Genomic DNA, 16,024 nt, shown 5'->3' with positions numbered 1-16,024 from the left:
AATGGTCAGATTTCGGAGGAAATGTTTCGTGAGCCTCAGGAACAGAAGTCATGTTCATTTGAACGGATCTATTTCTCCCGTGGGAGCGATGCCTCCATCTATCGGGAGAGAAAACAATTAGGAAGATTGCTTTGTCCGCAAATCCTTGAAGCTGTAAACTGTGATTTAAAAAATACCGTATTCTCTTTCATCCCTAATACTGCAGAGGTTGCGTTTTACGGTATGGTTGAGGGTCTTCATAAGTACATTAAGAAATACCAGAAGGAAACACTCCTGAAGCGCGCTGATAAGATTTCAGATGAAGAACTGGAAGAAGTGTTGAGTATGGCACCCCGGGTAGAGAAAATTGCGATCAAGGACGTCAAGCTTCGTACTTTTATTACGCAGGATGCCGACAGGCAGGACATGGTTTCACATGTTTACGATACCACGTACGGCGTTGTGAAAAGCGGAGAAGACAATTTAGTTGTAATTGATGATTCTATAGTTAGAGGAACTACGCTGAGACAAAGTATTTTACGAATTCTCGATCGCTTAGGTCCTAAACGAATTATTGTGGTATCATCAGCCCCTCAAATTCGTTATCCGGATTGTTATGGTATTGATATGTCCAGAATGGGTGAGTTTGTTGCTTTTGAAGCAGCTATTGCCCTATTAAAAGATGCGGGACTTGAACATATTATTGATGAGACCTATGCAAAGTGTCAACAAGCGATACTTGATGGCAGGGAGAAGAAGGAGAATTTCATCAAGGCGATTTATGCCCCTTTTACTGACGATCAAATCTCAGGCAAGATTGCACAAATCATTTCGCCTAAAGGCATTCATTCCAGTGTTAAGGTAATTTATCAAACCCTTGATAACCTGCATAAAGCTATTCCTGATCATTTGGGTGACTGGTATTTCTCCGGTAATTACCCTACTCCAGGAGGAAACAAAGTAGTGAACAAAGCTTTTATGAATTGGGTTGAAGGTAAAAACCAAAGAGCATACGTTTAGATCAGCGGTATATTAAATACCAGATTATAGATTAGCTTCAGTGCAAAGATCATAATGAGAGAACCAGCTACCCTATTCAGGAGTAAGATGGTTCTCTCTTTTATTTTGTAGCGTAATTTATTGGCATAATAAGCTTTTAATGAATCCATGCTGAACTGAGTGATCAGAATTGATCCGAAAAAAGGTATCACCATTTCCGCTTTAATTTCTCCGGTAACGGAAATAATTCCACTGGTAACACTTACCCAATACAATAAAAGCGAAGGGTTGAATATGCACATCAGAAAACCTTTTAAAAAATAACCGGTGTTCCTTTTTGTAGAAGTTACGTTATCATAATTAATCTGAACTTTTTTAAGCAGGTAATAAAAACCTATTCCCATCATTACTGCTGCACCTGCCATCCCAATAGGGACGCGGTACTGATTTTCAAACTGTATATAGGACGATCCATAAAGCGCCAAGGCCACATATATTACATCACTTAACAAAACACCGCCTGCAAGACAAATGCCAGCATGAAAACCTCTTTCTATACTAGTTTTCAACAAAGCGAAAAAAACAGGGCCGGTCGCGAATGAAAGAACTATGCCAAGTCCTATACCAGAAATTATTGTTTCGAGCATCTAGTTTGGTTGGAAGTCTGCGAATATCCAAAATTATGATCAAAAAAGTGACTCATTCGTGTATTATATAAAAAACGACTTTTTAAATCCCTCATAATGATGTTAATATTCTCTTAGTAGTTGTAAATTAAATTAATTTTGAAAGGTTGTATTGGGTTAGTCTCAATCCTATACGCCAAAAACAAATTTTTATTGCTTTTTATGTTAGTAGAAAAACCAAGCTTCGGAAATATATTCATGAATTTAGCAAGCGATCTTGCTAAACGTTCACACTGTGTAAAAGCCCAGGTTGGGGCCGTTTTAACAAAAGATACCCGTATTATATCCATCGGGTACAATGGCCCTCCTGCAGGCACCCATAACTGCGATGAAGAGTATCCTGAAACAGGTTGTGCCCGCGACGCCAAAGGAAGTTGCTCTTTAGCTCTCCATGCAGAGGAAAATGCAATTTTATATGCTTCAAAAAATGGGACAGACCTGGAAGGGGCTACTTTATATGTTACCTTATCACCCTGTTTGTCCTGTGCTCGAATCATCTTTTCAACTGGTATTAAAAAGGTGCTGTATAAAAATTCGTATGCACAGTATAAAGGTTTAGATAAGGATGAAGGTGTGGAATTTCTCAATCGCTTTGGAGTTGAAACGCAGCAAGTGTTAATGTGATTTTGTGAGTTCATCTAACAGGATCACCGCAATGGCATCAATCGTTTGGTTGATGATGTCATCCTGACTTCCCTCAAACAAAAATGTAGTCTCCCAGGAATTTCCCATGATTGAACCGCTTACAAAAATAGTTCCTAAAGGCTTTTCAGGAGATTCATCCTCTGTGGGGACTGCTAGTCCGGTAACCGCGATCATGACATCTGCGGGGATCAATTCTTTTAATCCCTGTACCAGTAACTGAGTCACTTCAGGAGATACGGCCGAATATTTATCAATAACATCCGGACTGATGCCCATCAGTTTTTCTTTAACCGATCGGTCATAACAGACAATAGAACCTAATTTAATAGATCCACAATTCGGTACAGAGCTGAAATCGTACGTTAACTTTCCAGCTGTTACACCTTCAGCAAATGATATCGTCATGCCCTTTTCCGAAAGAGTATGACAGCAGGCAATTACAGTTTTAGGTATCATAGAAATAAATATAGAACAATTTTTATAAAAGCAAATACATATATTTTCTTATAGTGCTTATTTAACTAACAATACCTATTTTTGAATGTTATCGAAGCAGATTGGTAATCCAATTCTGTGTTTGTTGTCAAATCGTACTTCATAATGTTTGTATCACAACATGAACCCAATTCGCTGTCATTTAAAAGGAGATCTAAATCCTTCTCTGATGCAGCCGTTACCTAAATATAAAATTTAATGAAGAATATTTTAACAATTACCCTAAACCCCGCTGTTGATAAAAGCTGCTCGGTAGACCTTATTGCTCCTGAAAAGAAATTAAGATGTAATATGCCACTTTTTCACCCGGGTGGGGGAGGTATTAATGTATCGCGGGGACTTGTGAGGCTGGATATTATTTCCACTGCTTTTTTCCTTTCAGGAGGCCGTACAGGCGATTTACTTAAAGAATTAATTGCAGCAGAACAAGTAACAGTGGACCCTTTTGAAGTTTCGGGTACCACCAGAGAAAACTTTATCGTAGTAGAGAAATCAACCAACCAACAATACCGCTTTGGGATGCCTGGTTATGCCATTTCAGAGGAGGAACAGGAAAGGATTCTCGAAAAAATAGCCGGACTTAGCCCATTTCCCGATATCGTTGTTATCAGTGGAAGTATGCCTCCGGGAGTATCCGCTTCATATTTGCGTAAGCTGGTTAAACTGGTCAAAGATAAATCGGCTAAAGTCATCGTTGATACTTCCGGAGATGCTTTAAAAGAGGTTTTAGAAGAAGGTGTGTTCCTGCTTAAACCGAATTTAGGAGAACTGGGTACTCTTACCGGAATTGAATCACTGGATAATGAATCCGCAAACGAAGCCGCAAGGCAGTTAATTGATCAGGGTAAAGCAGAGATCGTAGTAGTCTCTATGGGCCCTCAGGGTGCTTACCTGGTTACTAAAGATATGGCAGAGTATATTCCAGCCCCTGCAGTAAAAAAACTGAGTACAGTAGGAGCCGGGGATAGTATGGTTGCCGGTATGGTATCGGTGTTAGCGCGGGATGGTTCTTACTCCGATATGGCCAAAATGGGTGTTGCCTGTGGTACAGCTGCAACCATGAACCCTGGCACAGGCTTATTTAAAAGAGAGGATGCCGAACGTTTATTCAACTGGTTGAGCAAACCCTTCTTTATGAATTTATCGGAGAGTAAACCTGTCTAACATATTCATTACATCAATACCAATACTTCCAGCACATGGATTCGGCCCTTTGTCCAGGAAATAATCAACTACTAAACCAATCATAGGATGTTGAATATTTTCTGGCAGGTTGAATTCCACCCGCTCATCTTTTCCACCTTTGCTCAGGATATAGTAATTGCCAAATACAGAAAATGTGATCTTTCCTTCGGAGCCCATAATTACGCAAAGGTCAAGTTGCTCTTCAGGAGGTACACTGAAACACCATAATCCGGAGAAGAATATCCCGTTTTCAAAAAGAACTTCTCCAGTAACAATATCGTCTGCTTTATAATATCCTGCCTGGTTCGATGAAATGCCTCTCGCGGACTTAACCGGTCCAAAAAAGAAAAGCATCAAATCCAGCTGATGTGGAGCGAGGTCATGAAACAACCCTCCTCCTGAAATCTCCGGGTTCACTCTCCAGTTATCATCCGTTTGCGTAATTAAAGGAGATTCATATTGCTGCAACATATGAAGATTAGCATACCTGATCTCTCCAATAGCCTTGCTATCAACTAATTCCTTAATTTTATTGAATATTGGAAGTCCTCTGCGGTAATGCGCTACCGTTAATTTAACCTGTAGCGCTTCCGAAGCATTGAACATCCGTTCTGCTGAGGCCCTGGAAAGTGTCATCGGCTTTTCTACATACACCGGTTTACCTGCTTTTAAGGATTCCAGTGTATACTTCTCATGCGAATCAGGAGGGGTAGCAATATAAATAGCATTTACCTCCGGGTCGTTGATCAATTCTGATGCATCAGTATACCATTTCGGTACACCATGCCGCCTGGCATAATCTTCCACTTTAGCAGCGTCGCGTCTCATCACTGCTACTAATCTTGAATTTGGAACCTTGTTAAATGCAGGTCCGCTTTTCCGTTCAGTAACATCTCCACACCCAATTATTCCCCAATTAATCGTATCCATACTGTCCCTTATTTAATGATATCCAATGACTTTAACCAATGTTGTACCCGCTCTGTCCATTTATCGGGAGTTCTTCCCGGAACCTGTCCAAATCCATGTCCTCCTTTAGGATACAGATGCATTTCCGCAGGAACACCATGGGCAATAAGGCTTTGATAAAACACGATACTATTTCCAACCGGTACCGTTTTATCGTCTCCCGCCTGGATCAATATAGTTGGTGGAGTGTCTGATGTAACCTGCAACTCATTTGAATATAGCTTTATTTGTTCAGCTGATGCTGCATTGCCTAATAAATTATCGCGGGATCCTTTATGCATTAAGCTATCGCTTAAACTAATCACTGGATAAACTAATACCATAAAGTCCGGACGAAGATTGGTGCCTTCTTTATTAGCGATAACCGCCTTAGTATAATGAGTTCCTTCAGTAGAAGCAAGATGTCCGCCTGCAGAAAAGCCCAGAATCCCAACTTTGGCAGGATCAATTTTCCATTCTGCCGCCCGCATACGAATAGTTTTTATGCCCTGCTGTGCATCCTGCAGAGGTCCGATCGTTTTATCCACCATAATTTTATCAGAAGGTAATCGGTATTTCAATACAAATGCAGCAATGCCCATCTTGTTAAATTCTTTGGCAATATCCATTCCTTCGTGGGTATAGGCCACAATACTATAACCTCCTCCGGGAATAATTAAAACGGCAGCTCCATTAGCAGCACTTGCTTCGGGTAAATAAATTTCAAGCGTTGGTTGCGATACTTTGCCGTACCTGATCTGCCCTTCTGTATTGACTACTTTTTCTTCCTTATAATCGGGAGCGGTAATAGAATTAGGAACCTTTCCTGTATATAATGGAATGATGGTTTGTGCGTTAAGCTCCATTGAAATGAGTAGTCCTGACAAAAGAATTAATATTTTATACATTGGTTTTATTTTAAGCGCAATATAGCAATAGTATCTAAAAACACCCATTAGAACTAAGTAGAAAGTTTTTTGTTAAAGGAGTAAATTTGCCTTCATGATTATAGAAAAAAAACTGGAGATCAACGGTCTTCAAGTACAATATAAAATTAAAGAGTCTGCTCAGAATGATCTTACCCTGATTTTTATCCATGGATTCCCGTTCGATCTGACTATATGGGAGAATCAACTGAAAAGTTTACCCGAAAATGTTCAGGGGATCGCCTATGATATCAGAGGTTTTGGTGGAAGCGAAAGCGGACATTCCTACTTCAGCATTGATCTGTTTGCCGCTGATCTGAACGACCTTATCAAGATCCTGGAGCTAAAGAATGTGATTCTATGTGGCGTATCAATGGGTGGTTATATTGCACTTCGAACACTTCAACGGGCATCAGAAAATATTGTGGGCTTGATTCTTTGCGATACAAATGCCTCAGCAGACACAAATGAAGCCAAATTAAAGCGGTTTGCTTCTATAGAACAGATTACTCAGGGCGCAAAGAAGGAGTTTGCAGAAGCGTTCCTGAAAAATATATTCAGCGACAAAACTGCCCAAACAAACCAGGCCACGATAGATCATATTACCAATTTGGTGTACAATACCAACGATTCTGCCATTTGTTCCGCTCAACTTGCACTGGCATCCCGAACCGATTCCACTTCTTTTCTTGCACAGGTTGAGATCCCGGTATTGGTTATGCGGGGAGCAGAAGATGTATTGATGCCACGTGAACAGGCTGAAATGCTACACCATCAATTGAAAAATTCCCATATAGTGAATATTGATAATGCCGGACATCTGCCAAACGTGGAGAATCCAGCTGCATTCAATGCCGAAATGATGACGTTTTTATCTCAATTTTACAAAGACCTAGTATGACCGAAACCGAACAATTATTGGAGGAGAACGACCTTTTCTATGTAAATGATACCACACCCGGAATCATCAGGAAAAAGAACGGGCAAGGTTATATATATGTAGATGAAAAAGGGGCAGAGGTAGCAGATGAAACCATTCTGAAAAGAATTAGAAGTCTGGTTTTACCTCCAGCATGGGAAAATGTTTGGATTGCTTACCATCACAATGCCCATTTGCAGGCCACAGGCATTGATCAGGCCGGTAGAAAACAATACCGCTATCATTCCACCTGGTCCTCATTCAGAAATGAAAGTAAGTTCTACCGGCTACTTGAATTTGGGAAAAAGCTACCTGAGTTTCGACGAAAACTGCAGAAAGATCTGAAACGCAAAAACTTTGATGAGCGTAAAGTACTGGCCATATCCGTCAACTTTATGCAAAAAACCAATATTAGGATCGGTAATGAATCATACAAGGAACTGTACGGTTCCTATGGTTTAAGTACCTTGCGTGATAAACATATCAAAATTCAAGGAAGCACTATGAAGCTTACCTTCAAAGGCAAAAAAGGAGTGATGCATGATATTAACCTGACGGATAAGAATCTGGCCCGTTTGGTTAAAAAATGTAAGGATATCCCCGGACAAGAGCTTTTTCAGTATTACAATGCCGAAGGAAAACATTGTTCTATCGACTCGGGTATGGTCAACCGATACCTGAAGGAAGTAACTTGTTGCGATTTCACCGCAAAAGACTTCAGAACCTGGTCCGGCTCTCTGGAAGCTCTAAGGGCCTATTCAGAAATGGAGTATTCGGAGCAAATTACCACACGTAAGAAAACAACCCTCGCCGTTCTCGATCATGTTTGCCATAAATTAGGAAATACGCGTACGGTATGTAAGAAATATTATGTTTTTCCGCCGCTTATAGAAGCTTATGAAGCAGGTACGTTATTTCCTTATCTAAAAAAGGTAAATAAAGCTCAGAATCAAAATACAGATACTTCTCTAAATGCAGATGAAAAAGTGCTGTTAAGTTTTCTCCGTTCCGAAAGGAAAAAGAAAAGTTTATTGAAATAAAAGGGATCTGTGCAGATTTTTACGAAAGGTTAATTTCGATCTCCAAATGAATATTTGAAACTGGATTACAAGCCTACAAAATCAATTTGATGGTTGTTCAAAGAGTGGTAAGTTGATTATGTGAATGTTTGTGGGTTGAAAGAATGCTAAAGTTATTTTGACTGGGGTTAATGCCGGTAATCGCAATAGGTTTAGTTATTCGGAAGGAAAGTCCAAATAGCTCTAACCGGTTCGTTTTTATGTAGTTAATTAGGCGATATTGACCCGACTTTTGAAAGTCTGAGTCCTCAGCGAAAATTTAGTTATAGCAAGCTTATTAGCGAACGCGTATCTGAAATTAGATCCTGAAGTAAACAAAAATAAGTTGTTGAACTCCTCCTACAAGATTCCACATCTTCAGTCTAAGTTTCGTGTAATTTTTCATAATCTTTAATTGTACTTACACTATAGAAAAAAGCCTGCCATAAACTGGAATTTGAAGCTAAATGGCAATTTATTTTCTATTAAGTCAAGTATTGTGACATTAGCGCGTTTAAAAAAGCTTCTTTTGTGATGCTTTATATCTAGCCGCTAATAGGTTGTACTAAATAAACTACACACATAATGTAGAATTTAGCACTTAGATGATACAAAGTGTTGTATAACTACGCAATTTTCTGTAGCTTTGCCCTGCAAATAAACACCTATTTGCTATGCAGCTTGATCCTGAAAAATTCGTTTCCGATGGTCTTACATACGATGACGTTTTACTCATACCAGCTTATTCCGAAGTCCTCCCAAGGGATGTGAATACCAGCTCAAATCTCACAAAAAAAATTCGCTTAAATATTCCAATTGTTTCAGCAGCTATGGATACTGTTACTGAATCAGGACTGGCAATCGCAATTGCACAGGCTGGTGGTATCGGCATTCTGCATAAAAACATGACGATTGAACGTCAGGCTGAACAAGTAAGGAAAGTAAAACGATCGGAAAGTGGGATCATTCAGGATCCGGTAACTCTTCCTGAAAATGCCTTAGTAGGGGAGGCTAGTAAAATCATGAAGGATAATGGCATTGGTGGAATTCCAGTAATTAATCCGGATGGTATCTTAGTCGGCATTATCACAAACCGTGACCTTCGTTTCCAGAAAGATATGAGTTTGCCTTTAAGTAAGGTCATGACAAAAGAAAACCTGATCACTGCTGTACAGGGAACTACATTGGTTGAGGCAGAGGTGATCTTACAGGAATATAAAATAGAGAAACTTCCGGTAGTAAACAGTGATGGAAAGCTTGTTGGTCTGATAACATTCAAAGATATCCAGAAATATAAAAATTACCCTTTGGCTTGTAAAGATGATTTAGGTCGTTTACGAGTTGGAGCAGGTGTTGGCGTAGCCGCTGATAATATAGAACGTGTTACTGCATTGGTTCAGGCCGGTGTAGACGTTGTGGTTGTCGATACCGCTCACGGACATTCTGCCGGAGTAATTAACATGGTTAAAGCCATTAAAAAGTTATATCCCGAACTACAGGTTATAGCAGGAAATATTGGTACCGCTGAAGCGGCTATTGCGCTGGCAGATGCCGGTGCTGATGCTGTAAAAGTAGGTATTGGTCCAGGTTCAATTTGCACCACCCGTATTGTGGCAGGTGTAGGGGTTCCACAACTTTATGCAGTTTACGAATGCGCTAAGGCACTCCGGGGACGAAATGTTCCGGTAATAGCTGATGGCGGTATCAAACAGACCGGCGATATTGTTAAAGCCTTAGCGGCCGGAGCAAGCACCATCATGGCAGGTTCCTTATTTGCAGGTGTGGAAGAATCTCCAGGTGAAACTATCCTGTATGAAGGAAGAAAGTTTAAATCTTACCGTGGTATGGGCTCTGTGGATGCGATGGAAAAGGGATCTAAAGATCGCTACTTTCAGGACGATACCGATGTGGTTACCAAACTGGTTCCGGAAGGAATTGTAGGTCGTGTACCTTACAAAGGCACATTAAGCGAGGTTATTTATCAATACATTGGCGGTTTAAGAGCAGGAATGCATTACTGTGGTGCTGCCACTGTTGAGCAACTACAAAATGCCCGTTTTGTACGCATCACCGCTGCCGGAATGCGTGAAAGTCACCCACACGATATTACTATCACTAAAGAAGCTCCAAATTATACCAGCAGATAGTTGGCTCTGAATAAACAGATCAGGGGATTTACGTCCTGATCTGTTTATTAACCGATTTAAGCATGTTGGTGTTGAATTTATAATCTTGCAAGAGACTAGCTAGGGTCTGGAAAGCAATACGAGGTCTGCTTCGTGCTTGTTTGTTCGTCTTTGCACCTTTGGTGCTGGCTTGCAGCTTCGTCTCGAGTCGAACCACGAAGTCACAACGAAGCTTTAATGAAGCCGAAGATAACCCAGCTATAGGCCAGATGTTACCCGGCTGACCCGAGTCTATTACCATCTAATCCTTTCTTGTTCATCTTAATCAAAACATTAATTTTCATTTCGTATTTTAGTTTTCTATGAAAAGTATATGCATCTATTGTGGGTCTGGTTTCAACGGAGATCCAGAGTTAAAAGAATCAGTTGAAAAATTAGCATCCCTGTTTATAAGTAAACAGATCAACATGGTTTACGGTGGAGGTAATGTCGGGTTAATGGGATTGATTTCTACTGCGATAATGGCAAATGGCGGGACAGTAACAGGAGTAATTCCTCAGTTTTTGTTCGATCAGGTGCCCCATATCGAATTAACACAACTCATCATTACGGAGAATATGCATCAGCGGAAGAAAAATATGGCCGATATATCCGATGGGTTCATCATCCTTCCCGGTGGATTAGGTACGATGGAAGAGTTTTTTGAAGTGCTGACCTGGCTTCAGCTGGGCCTGCATAATAAACCAATCGGCGTATTGAACGTAGGTGGGTATTACGATCATCTTTTTGCGCAAATGGATGTCATGGTAAAGCAGAAATTTTTAAGGCAGGAGAACCGCGATATGGTCTTTAATGAGTCAGATCCGGAAGTATTGATAGCCAAAATGGATCAGTTTAATGGCATCACAGATGAGCTTTGGTTTAAGGAGCGTAATCTTACATAAACCTGATTGGTATCCCTTATAAATCTCGTATTTTTGTAAAATAATTAATTTTTATGTATCAGGAAACAGAACATGTTCAATGCCTAATTATAGGTTCAGGACCAGCAGGATATACTGCAGCAATTTATGCAGCCCGCGCTGATCTTAAGCCCGTATTATATACAGGGATTGTCCCGGGTGGACAGCTTACCCAAACTACTGATGTAGAAAACTTTCCAGGATATCCTGATGGAATCATGGGACCCGTTATGATGGAAGATTTCCGCAAGCAGGCAGAGCGTTTTGGTACTCAAATCAGGTTTGGTTATGCAACATCGGTAGATTTTTCAAGCACACCACATAAAGTGGTGATCGATGAAGTGAGAACCATTACAGCTGATACGGTAATAATTGCTACCGGTGCAACAGCAAAATGGCTGGGTCTTCCCAGTGAGCAAAAATATAATGGCTTTGGCGTTTCCGCCTGTGCCGTATGTGATGGGTTCTTTTTTAAAGGCCTGGAAGTAGCTATTGTAGGTGCTGGTGATACTGCAGCAGAAGAAGCAACTTATCTGGCCAAGCTGTGCAGTAAGGTGCATATGTTGGTGAGGAGAGATGAATTCAGAGCTTCTAAGGCTATGAAATTCCGCGTATTGAATACGCCTAATATTGAGATCCATTACAACACAGTGACCGAAGAAATTGTAGGTGATGGGTTGAATGTAACCGGTATTAGGGTGCTCAATAACCAAACACAGGAAGAAAAGATCATTCCAGTAGCCGGATTTTTTGTGGCTATTGGCCATAAGCCGAATACGGATATCTTTAAGGGCTGGTTGGATATGGATGAAACCGGTTATCTGATTACAAAAAGTGATTCTACACAAACCAATATAGAAGGTGTATTTGCCTGTGGCGACGCGCAGGATCATCTATTCCGTCAAGCTGTAACAGCTGCTGGAACAGGTTGTATGGCTGCTCTGGAAGCAGAACGCTACCTGGCTGCAAAGGAATTTGAACAAACCGTTTAAAATTTTATTTACCTTAAAATATAAATTGCCTTGTGCAGGCAATTTATATCCTTCATAAGTCTGAAACTCTTATATGCAGAAAAGAATCTTGTTTACGCTTTTATTCTCGATCGTTACTATTGTCTTACTGGTAGGCTTTTTCTTTTACGTTAAAAAACAATTCGTAGAAACCCGTACTGAGATTACTGAGGATGTGATGATTGAAAAGATCACCAGTATCGGTAAGCTGGAGTTGGTGAAATATAATATGAAGGATGTAATTGAGAAAAAAGAGTTGAGGACTTTATTGCCTGACAAAAAGATTTTACTCGTTGCTGCAGGAGAAGTGGCGGGATGTATCGACCTAACCAAAATGAAACAGGAAGATATTGAAAAGTCTTCTGAAGACTCGATCACTGTTTATTTGCCTCAGCCTGAAATCTGTTATTTTAAATTGGATCATAAAAGGTCGCGCGTTTACGATGTAACGGGATCCTGGTTTGCTGATGATACAAAAACGATGGTAGAGGAGATTTATAAACTAGCAGAGCAGCGGCTTTTGCAAAATGCGAAAGATATGGATATCATGGGTAAGACCAGAGAGAATGCTTTTGTTATTTTTAAGCCTATTCTTGAAAATATTTCCGGTAAACGGGTTGGCATTAAGTTTAAATAATTTTTTATTTTAGCCTTAATTGTTTAATTAAATACCGAACATGAAAATTTCTTATCAGATTGTCATTTCTTCCTTATTTTTGGGTGCTACTACTTGCCTGTTTTCCTGTACGTCAACTACTGTAGATAAAAAGCAGGTTAAAGACGCGGTTGCAAAGGTTGTTCTTCCTCAGCCTTTTCATGTACATAAGGTAGTGGAAATTAAACCAGGTTTAACGTTGGATATATTGAGCTGGGGCAGAGGAGCCAAATCGGCTGCTGCTTATCTTATTCTACGTTCCGACTCGCTGAATAATGAATATAAGTCGATCACTGGCGAACTGGATGGAAAGATCACGGATGCCTGGAATATGGATATGGATTCGGATGGAAATCCGGAAGTTTTCATACAGGCAGTTGGAACAGAGAAGGATCATTACTTATCTCTTTATGTATATGAATTTTCTGAAAACGGATCTTATAAAGAACTTAAATTCCCTGATTTAACGAATTCGACAAAGAAATTATATCGCGGTAAAGATTTGCTTTACATCAAGGATGGTTCATTATTCAGAGAGTTTTCTCTGTTTGATGAAAGTGATACTGCCGGGACGAAACCTACTGGTAAAAAGTTATTGGAGTATAGTATCCGGGGGAATAGTTTTTCTGTAAATGAGATAAAAACAGATAAAAAAGCGGATTAATGGAATTGGTTCTTTAATTTTTCCAGGTTGGTGATCATGTCATCAAGACGCTCCTGTTCGCGTTTCCTGTAACCAATCATTAGTTTCCAGCATACTAAGAACCAGCCGATAGTGAATACAGCAGCTAAGATAGTTTGCCATAGCGGCGAAACGTAATATACTTCGATGGAATAAAGGCAGATGGCTAAACCAATAAACAAGCTGTAAATTAGATAATTTTGTGTGTTAAACCGATGTCGGCTCCTGCTATATTCTTTTAAATAATGGACATACTCGTCTGGCTTTTGTAATACCTGATCGGATCGGGACAGGCTTTTATAATCCAGAAATTCGACCGTTACATAATATAAGCAACAGCTAATGAGGATGGCAAGGGAAACGTGGGTCGTCCACATGAGGAACGAAAAGTGGTGCCAAATCCAGATAAATAGAATGATGCCTGCCAACATGACAAGCGTTTCTAAAAGTATTTTATTCGATAAACTACGATTCGATTTCCCGACATCCTTTAGGAGGTCCTCGTAGTTCATCTTAGGTTCATCTGTCTGACCCTTCCACAAATCCTTCAAAGCGTTAAAATCTTTCATAACGATTATATATTTCAGTCAGCTTATTTTTAATGCGATGTATCTTAACGCGTAAATTACCTTCAGAAACTCCTGAAATCTCGGCAATTTCAGCGTAAGGCAGTTCATCCAGAACCATGGTTATAATGAGGCGTTCATGTTCTTCGAGTTGAGCAATACATTTGTATAATTTATCAACCTGCTCATTTTTATCTGAGAACTCTTCAATGCTATTTTCAATGATGTCGTTTGTTAATGGGTCTTTAGCCTGGCGTTTCTCTACCCGAAGCCAGGACAGGCAAGTGTTTACCGCTATTCTATAAATCCAGGTAGATATCATGGCCTGATTTCTGAATTTATCCAGGTTTTGCCATACCTTCATAAAGGTTTCCTGCATCAGATCATTTGCAGCATCATCATCACCGGTATAACCGTAACATAGGTGATAAATCTTTTTGGAATTCGCCTTGAAAATATCGCCAAAAAGAGTTTCCTTATGTGTCATTAAAAATTTAGATTGTAGGAGTGGTTTTTTGTTACAAGGTATACCTTTCTTTGTGGAAGCCATTAATGAATTTTTCGGCTTGATCCAATAGGGCGATGTAGGGTTCGCTATAATCCAATTGAAGGTCCTCGTGAAGTTTTGCAAATGATTTATGAATCTTCTCCAGCTGTCGGGTAAATAAAGCAAATAGGGCTTTATTAGACGATCTTACGTCTGCATAGTGGACCATCATGGTGGCAAACCAGGTTAGAAGTGTGATTTCAACTTCAATTGAAGACGTGTAACGAATATGTTTCGTAACAATCCGAAGTTGTTTTCGAAGTTCTTTCATCTTTAAATAATTGCTTTTATTCAAAGATTCAAGGCTGGGTTGAAGGGATGATTTAACCTTTTCGGCATAATTGAGTGGATATTCAGACTCATAAAGCAAATAATGAAGGAATTCTTTGTTTTCTTTTTTAAATTTAGCCAGTTTAAAACAGATTTCAACCAATTCGGTGGGATTGATGCTTTTTATCTCTTTTTTTATTTCAGTTAGACTTTCGGGTTTCATCAGAAATCATTATTTGTGTGGTAAAGCTAAAAAAATTACATTTGTTAAGATTAAAATGTCTTCATGAAGTTAAAAAATTCGGGTTATATTGCTCTCATTACGGTTTCCATAGCCGCTATTTTATTATTTTTAAATCATTATAACATTTTTGCTATACCTGATATAGCCCTAATTTTCTCGAGATGGCTTGCTATCGGAGGCTTAGTTTTATATGCTATAATGAAGAAATCATTAACCTCCTGGATATTAATATCTATGGTTATTGGTGCAGAAATAGGACATGATTATCCGCAGATCGGGATGGATCTCCAGGTTTTAAGTAAAGTTTTCTTGAAAATGATCAAGACAATTGTGGCTCCATTATTATTTGCGACATTGGTATATGGTATTGCAGGGCATGCTGACTTAAAGCAGGTGGGAAGAATGGGTTGGAAGTCGATTTTATATTTCGAAGTAGTTACTACGATTGCTTTGTTTATTGGATTGGCTGCTATTAATATTTCACAGGCAGGAGTAGGGATAAAAATTCCTGCAGGGATTCATGAAGAATTACCTACTGTTGTTGCGCAGACCACTACAGATATTATTTTACATATATTTCCGGAAAATATTGCTAAATCTATAGCGGAAGGGCAGATTTTGCAGGTCGTTATTTTTAGTATTTTATTTGGTATTGGGTTAGCCATGGTGCGGGAAGATAAACGGTTGCCGATGCTGAACTTTGTAGAAAGTCTTTCTGAGGTAATGTTTAAATTTACGAATATCGTGATGTATTTTGCTCCGATTGGAGTAGGTGCAGCCATTGCTTATACCGTTGGGCATATGGGATTGGGAATTCTGGTCAACTTAATACAGCTTTTAGCCACGCTTTATGTAGCGTTACTAGTCTTTCTGTTGGGCGTACTGTTGCCGATAGCACTGATTGTAGGTGTACCGATTAAACAGTTTTTAGCGGCAATAGCAGGACCTGTGTCCATTGCGTTTGCTACAACCAGCTCTGAGGCAGCACTTCCGCGTGCCATGGAGAACCTGGAAAAGATGGGTGTTCCCCGTAAAATAGTGGCATTCGTAATGCCTACAGGATATAGTTTTAATTTAGATGGAACAACCTTATATTTGGCCTTAGCAACTGTCTTTGTAGGG

General features: G+C 39.7%; 18 protein-coding genes and 1 pseudogene. 11 read left to right on the top strand and 8 right to left on the bottom strand.

Features of this window, described 5'->3' with window-relative positions; all coding sequences use genetic code 11:
- Positions 1–999 (top strand): annotated as a pseudogene (locus ADIARSV_RS17590) (amidophosphoribosyltransferase); the annotation flags it as partial.
- On the opposite strand, the gene ADIARSV_RS17585 reads toward ADIARSV_RS17590, so the two are convergent.
- Positions 996–1,625 carry a LysE family translocator gene (locus ADIARSV_RS17585; protein ID WP_016196995.1) on the bottom strand — a complete coding sequence of 210 codons (630 nt, stop codon included), beginning with the start codon at positions 1,623–1,625 and terminating at the stop codon, positions 996–998. The pseudogene ADIARSV_RS17590 and the gene ADIARSV_RS17585 overlap by 4 nt on opposite strands.
- 201 nt (positions 1,626–1,826) lie before the next feature.
- Here ADIARSV_RS17585 and ADIARSV_RS17580 point away from each other — a divergent pair, with 201 nt between their 5' ends.
- The gene (locus tag ADIARSV_RS17580; RefSeq protein ID WP_016196993.1) at positions 1,827–2,288 is read left to right on the top strand and encodes a deoxycytidylate deaminase; all 462 of its coding nucleotides are present in this window, start codon (positions 1,827–1,829) and stop codon (positions 2,286–2,288) included.
- On the opposite strand, the gene ADIARSV_RS17575 is transcribed toward ADIARSV_RS17580, so the two are convergent.
- Entirely contained in the window at positions 2,280–2,765 is a 486-nt protein-coding gene (locus ADIARSV_RS17575; protein ID WP_016196992.1) for a CinA family protein, read from the bottom strand. The two genes, ADIARSV_RS17580 and ADIARSV_RS17575, sit on opposite strands and share 9 nt — an antisense overlap.
- Positions 2,766–3,002: 237 nt before the next feature.
- On the opposite strand from ADIARSV_RS17575, the gene ADIARSV_RS17570 reads away from it, so the two are divergent.
- Positions 3,003–3,968, top strand: a complete 966-nt coding sequence (locus tag ADIARSV_RS17570) for a 1-phosphofructokinase family hexose kinase (protein ID WP_016196991.1) — start codon at positions 3,003–3,005, stop codon at positions 3,966–3,968.
- On the opposite strand, the gene ADIARSV_RS17565 is transcribed toward ADIARSV_RS17570, so the two are convergent.
- Positions 3,945–4,919: a Gfo/Idh/MocA family protein gene (locus tag ADIARSV_RS17565; protein ID WP_016196990.1), complete on the bottom strand. Its 975-nt coding sequence runs from the start codon at positions 4,917–4,919 to the stop codon at positions 3,945–3,947. The genes ADIARSV_RS17570 and ADIARSV_RS17565 overlap by 24 nt on opposite strands.
- 8 nt (positions 4,920–4,927) lie before the next feature.
- A complete protein-coding gene (locus ADIARSV_RS17560; RefSeq protein ID WP_016196989.1) occupies positions 4,928–5,845 on the bottom strand; it encodes an alpha/beta hydrolase in 918 nt (305 codons plus the stop codon).
- A gap of 94 nt (positions 5,846–5,939) precedes the next feature.
- Between ADIARSV_RS17560 and ADIARSV_RS17555 the strand changes: the two genes are divergently transcribed.
- The 3 genes from ADIARSV_RS17555 to guaB all read left to right on the top strand — a co-directional run bounded on the left by ADIARSV_RS17555 (position 5,940) and on the right by guaB (position 9,987).
- Entirely contained in the window at positions 5,940–6,764 is an 825-nt protein-coding gene (locus ADIARSV_RS17555) for an alpha/beta fold hydrolase (protein ID WP_016196988.1), read from the top strand.
- Positions 6,761–7,822, top strand: a complete 1,062-nt coding sequence (locus tag ADIARSV_RS17550) for a DNA topoisomerase IB (protein ID WP_016196987.1) — start codon at positions 6,761–6,763, stop codon at positions 7,820–7,822. Before ADIARSV_RS17555 ends, ADIARSV_RS17550 begins: the two co-directional genes overlap by 4 nt.
- A gap of 692 nt (positions 7,823–8,514) precedes the next feature.
- Positions 8,515–9,987 (top strand): IMP dehydrogenase, encoded by a 1,473-nt coding sequence (guaB, locus tag ADIARSV_RS17545; protein WP_016196986.1) that lies wholly within the window; start codon positions 8,515–8,517, stop codon positions 9,985–9,987.
- A 28-nt stretch (positions 9,988–10,015) separates the two neighbouring features.
- Here the strand turns inward: guaB and ADIARSV_RS17540 are convergent, their stop codons facing one another.
- Positions 10,016–10,267: a hypothetical protein gene (locus ADIARSV_RS17540; protein WP_040300543.1), complete on the bottom strand. Its 252-nt coding sequence runs from the start codon at positions 10,265–10,267 to the stop codon at positions 10,016–10,018.
- Positions 10,268–10,328: 61 nt separating this feature from the next.
- On the opposite strand from ADIARSV_RS17540, the gene ADIARSV_RS17535 reads away from it, so the two are divergent.
- From ADIARSV_RS17535 to ADIARSV_RS17520, 4 genes are all read left to right on the top strand, one after another.
- Positions 10,329–10,910, top strand: coding sequence for an LOG family protein (locus ADIARSV_RS17535; RefSeq protein ID WP_016196985.1), 582 nt, complete (start codon positions 10,329–10,331; stop codon positions 10,908–10,910).
- 53 nt (positions 10,911–10,963) lie between these two features.
- Positions 10,964–11,920, top strand: a complete 957-nt coding sequence (gene trxB, locus ADIARSV_RS17530) for a thioredoxin-disulfide reductase (protein ID WP_016196984.1) — start codon at positions 10,964–10,966, stop codon at positions 11,918–11,920.
- 73 nt (positions 11,921–11,993) lie between these two features.
- Positions 11,994–12,575 carry a DUF4230 domain-containing protein gene (locus tag ADIARSV_RS17525; RefSeq protein ID WP_016196983.1) on the top strand — a complete coding sequence of 194 codons (582 nt, stop codon included), beginning with the start codon at positions 11,994–11,996 and terminating at the stop codon, positions 12,573–12,575.
- 40 nt (positions 12,576–12,615) lie between these two features.
- Positions 12,616–13,257 carry a hypothetical protein gene (locus tag ADIARSV_RS17520; protein WP_016196982.1) on the top strand — a complete coding sequence of 214 codons (642 nt, stop codon included), beginning with the start codon at positions 12,616–12,618 and terminating at the stop codon, positions 13,255–13,257.
- On the opposite strand, the gene ADIARSV_RS17515 is transcribed toward ADIARSV_RS17520, so the two are convergent.
- Genes ADIARSV_RS17515 through ADIARSV_RS17505 form a run of 3 tightly spaced genes read right to left on the bottom strand, consistent with a single transcriptional unit; the run spans position 13,254 to position 14,881 of the window.
- Positions 13,254–13,844: a hypothetical protein gene (locus ADIARSV_RS17515; RefSeq protein ID WP_040300540.1), complete on the bottom strand. Its 591-nt coding sequence runs from the start codon at positions 13,842–13,844 to the stop codon at positions 13,254–13,256. The two genes, ADIARSV_RS17520 and ADIARSV_RS17515, sit on opposite strands and share 4 nt — an antisense overlap.
- Positions 13,831–14,328 (bottom strand): RNA polymerase sigma factor, encoded by a 498-nt coding sequence (locus ADIARSV_RS17510; RefSeq protein WP_016196980.1) that lies wholly within the window; start codon positions 14,326–14,328, stop codon positions 13,831–13,833. Before ADIARSV_RS17510 ends, ADIARSV_RS17515 begins: the two co-directional genes overlap by 14 nt.
- 31 nt (positions 14,329–14,359) lie before the next feature.
- On the bottom strand, positions 14,360–14,881 hold the full coding sequence (locus ADIARSV_RS17505) for a hypothetical protein (protein ID WP_016196979.1): 522 nt from the start codon (positions 14,879–14,881) through the stop codon (positions 14,360–14,362).
- 63 nt (positions 14,882–14,944) lie between these two features.
- On the opposite strand from ADIARSV_RS17505, the gene ADIARSV_RS17500 reads away from it, so the two are divergent.
- Positions 14,945–16,024: dicarboxylate/amino acid:cation symporter (locus ADIARSV_RS17500; protein ID WP_040300538.1), on the top strand; the 1,080-nt coding region annotated here is incomplete at its 3' end.

This window comes from Arcticibacter svalbardensis MN12-7, assembly GCF_000403135.1.
In the GTDB taxonomy this organism is placed as follows: Bacteria; Bacteroidota; Bacteroidia; order Sphingobacteriales; family Sphingobacteriaceae; genus Arcticibacter; species Arcticibacter svalbardensis.
The sequence above is the reverse complement of the archived record's forward strand: the minus strand, read 5'-3'. Positions and strand labels throughout refer to the sequence as shown.